The 7,218-nt window shown below is 37.2% G+C and carries 10 protein-coding genes and 1 pseudogene; 3 read left to right on the top strand and 8 right to left on the bottom strand.

Annotated elements, in window-relative coordinates:
• Positions 1–21 precede the first annotated feature (21 nt).
• Positions 22–1,101, top strand: a complete 1,080-nt coding sequence (locus FJR37_RS24955) for a DUF1802 domain-containing protein (protein WP_371416168.1) — start codon at positions 22–24, stop codon at positions 1,099–1,101.
• Positions 1,102–1,175: 74 nt separating this feature from the next.
• Here FJR37_RS24955 and FJR37_RS24950 read toward each other — a convergent pair.
• The 6 genes and pseudogenes from FJR37_RS24950 to FJR37_RS24925 all read right to left on the bottom strand — a co-directional run bounded on the left by FJR37_RS24950 (position 1,176) and on the right by FJR37_RS24925 (position 3,291).
• Positions 1,176–1,537, bottom strand: a pseudogene (locus tag FJR37_RS24950) (aspartyl protease).
• On the bottom strand, positions 1,534–1,851 hold the full coding sequence (locus FJR37_RS24945) for a hypothetical protein (protein ID WP_039204224.1): 318 nt from the start codon (positions 1,849–1,851) through the stop codon (positions 1,534–1,536). The pseudogene FJR37_RS24950 and the gene FJR37_RS24945 overlap by 4 nt, the downstream one beginning before the upstream one ends.
• Positions 1,852–1,894: 43 nt before the next feature.
• Positions 1,895–2,257 (bottom strand): aspartyl protease, encoded by a 363-nt coding sequence (locus tag FJR37_RS24940; protein ID WP_096670402.1) that lies wholly within the window; start codon positions 2,255–2,257, stop codon positions 1,895–1,897.
• Positions 2,254–2,571, bottom strand: a complete 318-nt coding sequence (locus FJR37_RS24935; RefSeq protein ID WP_027401848.1) for a hypothetical protein — start codon at positions 2,569–2,571, stop codon at positions 2,254–2,256. The genes FJR37_RS24940 and FJR37_RS24935 overlap by 4 nt, the downstream gene beginning before the upstream one ends.
• 43 nt (positions 2,572–2,614) lie before the next feature.
• Positions 2,615–2,977: an aspartyl protease gene (locus FJR37_RS24930; protein WP_039204228.1), complete on the bottom strand. Its 363-nt coding sequence runs from the start codon at positions 2,975–2,977 to the stop codon at positions 2,615–2,617.
• Positions 2,974–3,291 (bottom strand): hypothetical protein, encoded by a 318-nt coding sequence (locus tag FJR37_RS24925; RefSeq protein ID WP_096670400.1) that lies wholly within the window; start codon positions 3,289–3,291, stop codon positions 2,974–2,976. Before FJR37_RS24925 ends, FJR37_RS24930 begins: the two co-directional genes overlap by 4 nt.
• Before the next feature lie 82 nt (positions 3,292–3,373).
• Between FJR37_RS24925 and FJR37_RS24920 the strand changes: the two genes are divergently transcribed.
• Together FJR37_RS24920 and FJR37_RS24915 are read left to right on the top strand one after the other, a co-directional pair.
• The gene (locus tag FJR37_RS24920; RefSeq protein ID WP_168467404.1) at positions 3,374–3,958 is read left to right on the top strand and encodes an L-threonylcarbamoyladenylate synthase; all 585 of its coding nucleotides are present in this window, start codon (positions 3,374–3,376) and stop codon (positions 3,956–3,958) included.
• Entirely contained in the window at positions 3,948–4,856 is a 909-nt protein-coding gene (locus FJR37_RS24915) for a sensor histidine kinase KdpD (protein WP_027401846.1), read from the top strand. Before FJR37_RS24920 ends, FJR37_RS24915 begins: the two co-directional genes overlap by 11 nt.
• On the opposite strand, the gene FJR37_RS24910 is transcribed toward FJR37_RS24915, so the two are convergent.
• Complete coding sequence (locus tag FJR37_RS24910) at positions 4,822–5,286, bottom strand: GNAT family N-acetyltransferase (protein ID WP_027401845.1); 465 nt, start codon at positions 5,284–5,286, stop codon at positions 4,822–4,824. The two genes, FJR37_RS24915 and FJR37_RS24910, sit on opposite strands and share 35 nt — an antisense overlap.
• A gap of 538 nt (positions 5,287–5,824) precedes the next feature.
• Complete coding sequence (locus FJR37_RS24905) at positions 5,825–7,090, bottom strand: cysteine desulfurase (protein WP_168467403.1); 1,266 nt, start codon at positions 7,088–7,090, stop codon at positions 5,825–5,827.
• Positions 7,091–7,218: the final 128 nt, after the last annotated feature.

Genomic DNA, 7,218 nt, shown 5'->3' with positions numbered 1-7,218 from the left:
TTGACACACCTTTAATTTTTTTTGCTTACCTACTTATATCAGTTGTCTAAATCAATTGAAATAGTAGTAAAGTCAAATAATCAGTTTGTACCATTACCTGATTATCTAAATGTTTCTGAAGATAAACCTGTATTAAGTGATCAGGTATTTATTCAACGCAAACAACAATTAGAAAAACTAGAACCTCCCCTACATCCTGAACTAGAAGAATTGCAAAGCGCATTATCACAAATAACCAACAATAACCCAGCAGCACAACAATTAGAAAATGAAATCAAAGTATTTTTAGGTTGGAGTAATGCACCAACTACAAATACAATAAATGCTGATTTAACTTGGATAAAAACCATAGCATCTTTAGGAGATAGAAGCATAGAATTTGAAGAGAAAAAAAATAGCTATCAAGCGGGTACAGACTTTGAAAACATCGCACGGGATAGCCTTGATTTTTTAGGATTTAAAGTTGAAACTGCTTATAAAGGTGGTGCGGGAGGATTAGATTTATATTGTTCCCAACCTTATCCTTTAGTCTGTGAATGTAAAGCAGGTAAAAGTATTCCTAGTGGTACAGTTGAGGAATTACTTAAACTAGGTGGAATGCACTTAGGTGCAGATAAATTTCTGAATTCACCAAAATTAGTAATAGGTCCAGGTAACGCTACTTCAGATAATCTCAAATCATCAAAAGAATGGAAAGTCAGTATTATCAAAGCTATGACATTACAAAAATTAGTTGAACTCAAAGCAAAATATCCAGGTGCGATAAACTTAATTGAATTAAAGCAATACTTAGAACCAGGACAAATTGATGATAAAATTAACGAATATATAGATAAAATAGAAAAAGAGATTAAGTTGCAATCGCATATTATCCAACTCGTCAAAAACTATCTACAAAACTCAGGAATAGAATCTGCTGGAGTTGACGCTTTACATGGTGCATATTTCGGTTCAAATCTACCACAACCATTAAAACCAGGAGAAATGTATGAAATTTTAATAGAACTATCATCACCCCTAACAGGTTACTTAGGAAGAGAAAAAGGAAACGATGGGAAAACAGATAAATTTTACTACTTGCGCGACTTACCAATAAATTAAAAATAACTCTTTTCTCTCTTCTTTTCTTACCTTCGCGCTCTTCGTGCCTTCGTGGTTTATTTCCCCAAAATCATTCATCCCAAAGTCAAAACACCAGCTTGAAAATTCACCACTAAAGGCAAAAACTCCAACCACTCTGAACCCAATAAAATCTCCGTTAATTCATCTCCAGCATAAACAGGAATTTCATACTCTTGGTTATCCAATATCACTTTACCCAAATATCTTTCAAACGTGATTTCACCCTAACAGTTCGCAGAATTTCTTTATCTACATAATTCCAATTAAGTCCATCTAAATCTTGTGTATTAATAGCCATAAAGCCTGTGAAACCACTATCAAATAAAGCATCCACAGGCAAACTTAAACCATCATTAGCAACCAACTCAATTTCAAAAAATAGCTGCTTTTTTTCACCAAATTTACCCTCTATCATATTCTCCCAGTTGCTCCAGATTCATTCAAACAAAAAACGCAATGATCAGCATTTGGGTATTTATCGCGGGCTTTTTGATGTGCAATTTCTTTATCTTGATCAATTAAGTAATCACCACTATTTAACTCAATAGCAATATACCAACCATAATGTTCTTTGATCAACTCAGGACGTACACGCTCAAAAATTGTTCGATAACGTTGATACTCTGCCTCATTTTCAGCCTTACGTCTAGCCAACTCTTCCGGTGATAAAGTCAATTCAGGGAAAATTCTTCCTCTTCTTGCTGGTTGTTTTGGTGTTAGTTGAGTCATGTTTTTAAACCCCATTTCTAATATTATAATAATATCAAAAAAATCATCCCAAAGTCAAAACACCAGCTTGAAAATTCACCACCAAAGGCAAAAACTCCAACCACGCTGAACCCAATAAAATTTCCGTTAATTCATCTCCAGCATAAACAGGAATTTCATCCTCTTGATTATCCAAAATCACTTTACCTGAATAGATATCAAATCTTGACTCTCCCTGTGCAGTGCGTAAACGTTGCTTGCGTATAAATGACCAATTCAATCCTTCTAAATCTTGTTTATTAATAGCCATAAAGCCTGTGAATCCAGTATCAAATAAAGCATCTACAGGCAGATTTAAGCCTTCAGCAGTAATTAATTCAATTTCAAAGAAAAGCTGCCCCTCATCACCAAAATAACCCTGTATCATATTCTTCCTGTTACCCCTGTTTCATTGATGCGAAATAGAAAATGTATCACATTAGGATGTTTCTCCCGTGATTTTTTACTAGCGACTTCCATATCCTGATCAATGAAATAATCACCGCTATCTGGTTCTACAGCAATATACGAGTTATAATGTTCTTTCATCAACTCAGGCAGTAATCTTTGAAAAATTGCCCAACAACGTTGATAAAATTGTTCATCTTCTGCTTTACGTTTAGCTAACTCTTCCGGCGATAAAGTCAATTCAGGGAAAATTCTTCCTCTTCTTGCTGGTTGTTTTGGTGTTAGTTGAGTCATGTTTTTAAACCCCATTTGTACTATTATAATAGTATCCAAAAAATCATCCTAAAGTCAAAACACCAGCTTGAAAATTCACCACCAAAGGCAAAAACTCCAACCAGCGAGAACCCAATAAAATCTCCGTTAATTCATCTCCAGCATAAACAGGAATTTCATACTCTTGATCATCCAAAATCACTTTACCTAAATATAAATCAAAAGCTTTTTCTCCTTGGGCTGTGATCAATTCTTGTTCCCGAATAAACTGCCAATCTAGTGCTTCTAAATCTTGTTTATTAATTGCTAGAAAACCTGTAAAGCCAGTATCTAACATTGTCTCTACAGGTAAGTTTAAAGCATCAGCATTAATCAAATCAATTTCAAAAAATAGCTGCCCCCCATCACCAAAATAACCCTCTATCATATTCTCCCAACTGCTCCAATTTCATTCAACCGAAACATACAATGTACAGCATGAGGGTGTTTTTCTCGTGCTTGCTGACTAGCAACTTCTATATCTTGATCAACAAAATAATCACCACTATCAGGTTCTACGGCAATATACCAATTATAATGTTCTTTAATCAACTCAGGACGAACACGCTCAAAAATTGCCCGACAACGTTTGTGAAATGCCTCATTTTCAGCCTTACGTCTAGCCAATTCTTCCGGTGATAAAGTCAACTCAGGGAAAATTCTTCCTCTTCTTGCTGGTTGTTTTGGTGTTAGTTGAGTCATGTTTTTAAACCCCATTTCTACTATGATAATAATATCAAAAAAATCATCCTTAACTCAAAACACCAGCAGAAAAACCATCTTTATGAATCTTTCATTATCAGTCCTAATAGAATCTGCAAAAGCGGGAAAACTCATTAGTTTCCCTACAGATACCGTCCCTGCATTAGCCACCATACCAGTACAAGCAGAATTAATTTATGCTGCGAAACAACGCAGTTTCGATAAACCTTTAATTTTAATGGCTGCCAAAGCCGAAGATTTATGGGATTATGTTCAAGGTAGCCAAAGAGAATATCAAACCTGGCAAAAAATTGTTAATCAATATTGGCCAGGTGCTTTAACTTTAGTTTTACCAGCTAGTGACAAAATTCCCACTGTCATGAATCCTGTTGAACCGACTACTATTGGAATTCGCGTCCCCAATCATCCAGTTGCTCAAATTATTTTGGCGCAAACTGGTCCAATGGCGACAACTAGCGCTAATTTATCAGGACAACCAGCTTTAGAAACCAAAGCAGCTATAGAAGCTCAATTTCCAGAGGTTTTAACATTAGAATCAACGGAATACCAAGGTTTGGGAATACCTTCCACTGTTGCTAAATGGACAGGGAACAATTGGCAGATTTTACGACAAGGTAGTATTAAATTAGATAATTATGAATTTTAGTAACTGGCTATATTTAGGCGCGGGAATAGGATTAGGAATAGGTTTTTGTAGATTATTCCTTCAGTCTAGCAAATCTGCATCCGTTCCCGTTGAAAATGCTCCACAACAGCAAGAAAACCCACTTTTGGCAGAATTAGAGCAAACCCAATTAGCCTACTATCAGGCGCGGGAAATGAGCCAATTTCAAGGGGGTTTTTTAGCTAGGATTGGTCATGAATTGCGATCGCCTTTAGGGAGTATGATGGGTTTACATCAACTGATTTTGGCAGATTTGTGTGAAAATTCCCAAGAAGAGCGAGAATTTGTCCAACAAGCTTACGAAAAATCTCTGAAATTATTAAAACTAATTGATGAAATTCTCAATGTTTCCAAAATTGAATCTGGTAGAAATAAATTAGATATTCAGGCTTTGCAATTAAGTGAATTTCTCCAGGAAGTTTATGAACTAACTTATTTACTAGCCGTTAACCGCAATTATCCTTTTATTTTATCACCGTCAGATCCAGAAATTCAGATTTTGACAGATTACCATTGGCTCAAACAAGTATTAATCAATTTGATAGATACAACAATTGCTAACATGGAAGAAGGGAATATACATCTTTCTAGCAACTTACAATCTCCAGATAATTGGGTCAATATTTGGTTAGACATACCCACTGATACAGTAATCACAAATGAATCTCTGCATTTGATGAAATCAGAACCGCAAACAACTCAGGAAAATATAGATTTATCACCAGGAATGAAACTTTTACTCAATCAACGTCTGGTAGAATTGATGGGAGGAAAATTAGAAATTTTGCCTTTTCCCACCAACCAGGAAGAAACATCGCAGTTAACTAGACTGCAAATATCCATACCTACAGGGACTCTTGCAAACAAATCTCTTCAGTGACAAAAGCCTCAAAATTAGATTGATTATCTAAAACCATTGTTGTGGTGTTATTGACTTGAAAACCAATCTTTTCATAAAACTCCTGTTGGTGCGTTGTCATTAAGTATACACGCTCTACCTTCTGCATTCGGGGATGACTTAAAACCGTTTCCACCAACTTGCTACCCAATCCGTTACCTTGATAATCTGGATGAATGACAACATCCCAAATTGTAGCGCGATAGATGCCATCAGAGGTGGCTCTAGCAAAACCAATTAATAATTCCCTATCCCAGATAGAAATAACAGGTTCACTGTTAGCAAGAGCTATACCCCAATCCTTAATACTACGTCCTTTTGCCCAAAAAGCAGCCAGATTAAACAGTTCTTGGAGTTGGAAAAGATCAATATCCGCAAGGCTTTGGCTAAATTGAATCTGAGAATATTTCATCTATAGACACCTAATGATCGGAGTATCTTCGCTTCTGTTATGGCATATTTTGCTAAAAATTACTAACTTTGTATATGTATATGCAACATTTTAATTAGGGTCAGGATTCAATACAATACTGCTAAGATTCTGCGGGTAGGGGTAAAGCAAAAGCTGATATGTGTCAACTTAAGCTCAAATCCATACCACATCTCGTTCCTAGTCTCTGACTAGGAATGCACTTGATGAGGCTCTGCCTATAATATCATTGAAGGCAGAGCCTTCTAGAATTCATTCCCAGTCAGAGACTGGGAACGAGATGATGCAACTACCTTCGGACAGAGGGAAAGTTAACGCTTGGGGAGAGAACCACCTCTGGCTTAAATACCGCAAGGGGTTTACAGCAAATTGTCATCAAACCTGGAACAAGAACCCCACCCCCAACCCCCTCCCCGCAAGCGATGAGGGGGCTAAGATGTACCTCATAAGATTGGAAATCGCTGTAAGTTAAGTGGACTCGTTGAACTAAGAATCTCAGTGGCTAAAGACAGTGAGAGTGTCAATCGCCAAACACACCAGCAAAAAAGTCCAAAGTCTCCTTCAATGCTTTGATGAAAATATCAATTTCCTCGCGGGTATTGTAAAAAGATAAACTTGCTCGTGCAGTTCCTGATAAACTCAAGTAACGGTGTAATGGTTGCGTACAATGGTGTCCAGAACGAATCGCTACACCTTCTTGATCTAACAAAGTTGCTAAATCATTAGCGTGGACACCCTCGGCTGTAAAAGCGGCTAATGCGGCTCTCCCTTCCCCTTGAGCATTGGGTTTTGGTCCGTAGATTCTAATTTGGGGTATTTGCCCTAATTGCGCGAATAAATAGGCAGTTAATTCGGTTTCATAGGCATGGATTTTATCCATACCGATATTAGTAAGATAATCTATAGCTGCACCAAGGGCGATCGCCTCCCCAATAGCCGGAGTACCAGCTTCAAATTTATGGGGTAATTCTGCATAGGTAGAATGGTCTAAAAATACCTCTGCAATCATCTCACCACCACCGAAAAATGGCGGCATTGCTTCTAGTAATTCCAACTTACCATATAAAAAGCCAATGCCAGTGGGAGCGCACATTTTATGTCCAGAAGCCACCAACCAATCACAGTCAAGTGATTGAACATCAATGGGAGTATGGGGGACACTTTGGCAAGCATCAAGTAAGAATTTCGCACCATATCTGTGAGCAATTTCGGCTATTTCTTTAACTGGATTTATGCAACCCAAAGTATTAGAAATATGCACGATAGACACCAGTTTTGTTTTGTCAGAAATCAAGTTTTTAAACTGTTCCAAATCAAAAGTTTCTGCCGGTGTTAATTCGACAAACTTCAAAACCGCGCCTGTTTTTTGAGCCACAAATTGCCAAGGAACAATATTACTATGGTGTTCCATGACTGAGAGAATAATTTCATCTCCTGGCTGTAAATTGTTCATTCCCCAACTGTAAGCGACTAGGTTAATGGCTTCAGTTGCATTGCGAGTGTAAACAATTTCTTGACGTGATTTCGCATTAATAAACTTAGCAATCTTATCACGCGCACCTTCATAAGCATCAGTAGCCTTTCCGCTCAAGAAATGTGCGCCACGATGAACATTAGAATTATATTGTTCGTAATAATCACGCCAAGCATTTAAAACGAACAAAGGCTTTTGAGAAGTAGCCGCATTATCGAGATAAACCAGGGGTTTACCGTGAACTTCCTGATGTAAAATGGGGAAGTCAGAGCGGACTTTATCAGCGAGAGATTTGGTAGAAGTGATGGTCATTTTTAATAAAGAGTTCAGGGATTTTAATACGCCAAGGAATAAATTCCCTGGCTAATAGCAAAAGTCGGTTAAAACCGACTATTAATCATTCAGAAATTTAGTTCGTTTTAGAGGGTATTTGAAAAGTT

The organism is Aphanizomenon sp. UHCC 0183 (assembly GCF_009712065.1).
GTDB classification, from domain to species: domain Bacteria; phylum Cyanobacteriota; class Cyanobacteriia; order Cyanobacteriales; family Nostocaceae; genus Dolichospermum; species Dolichospermum heterosporum.
The sequence above is the reverse complement of the archived record's forward strand: the minus strand, read 5'-3'. Positions and strand labels throughout refer to the sequence as shown.

Coding starts and splice junctions, on each gene's coding strand:
- FJR37_RS24915 (WP_027401846.1), top strand. CDS start 3,948: ATGAATTTTAGTAACTGGCTATATTTAGGCGCGGGAATAGGATTAGGA.
- FJR37_RS24920 (WP_168467404.1), top strand. CDS start 3,374: ATGAATCTTTCATTATCAGTCCTAATAGAATCTGCAAAAGCGGGAAAA.
- FJR37_RS24940 (WP_096670402.1), bottom strand. CDS start 2,257: ATGATACAGGGTTATTTTGGTGATGAGGGGCAGCTTTTCTTTGAAATT.
- FJR37_RS24945 (WP_039204224.1), bottom strand. CDS start 1,851: ATGACTCAACTAACACCAAAACAACCAGCAAGAAGAGGAAGAATTTTC.
- FJR37_RS24925 (WP_096670400.1), bottom strand. CDS start 3,291: ATGACTCAACTAACACCAAAACAACCAGCAAGAAGAGGAAGAATTTTC.
- FJR37_RS24930 (WP_039204228.1), bottom strand. CDS start 2,977: ATGATAGAGGGTTATTTTGGTGATGGGGGGCAGCTATTTTTTGAAATT.
- FJR37_RS24905 (WP_168467403.1), bottom strand. CDS start 7,090: ATGACCATCACTTCTACCAAATCTCTCGCTGATAAAGTCCGCTCTGAC.
- FJR37_RS24935 (WP_027401848.1), bottom strand. CDS start 2,571: ATGACTCAACTAACACCAAAACAACCAGCAAGAAGAGGAAGAATTTTC.
- FJR37_RS24910 (WP_027401845.1), bottom strand. CDS start 5,286: ATGAAATATTCTCAGATTCAATTTAGCCAAAGCCTTGCGGATATTGAT.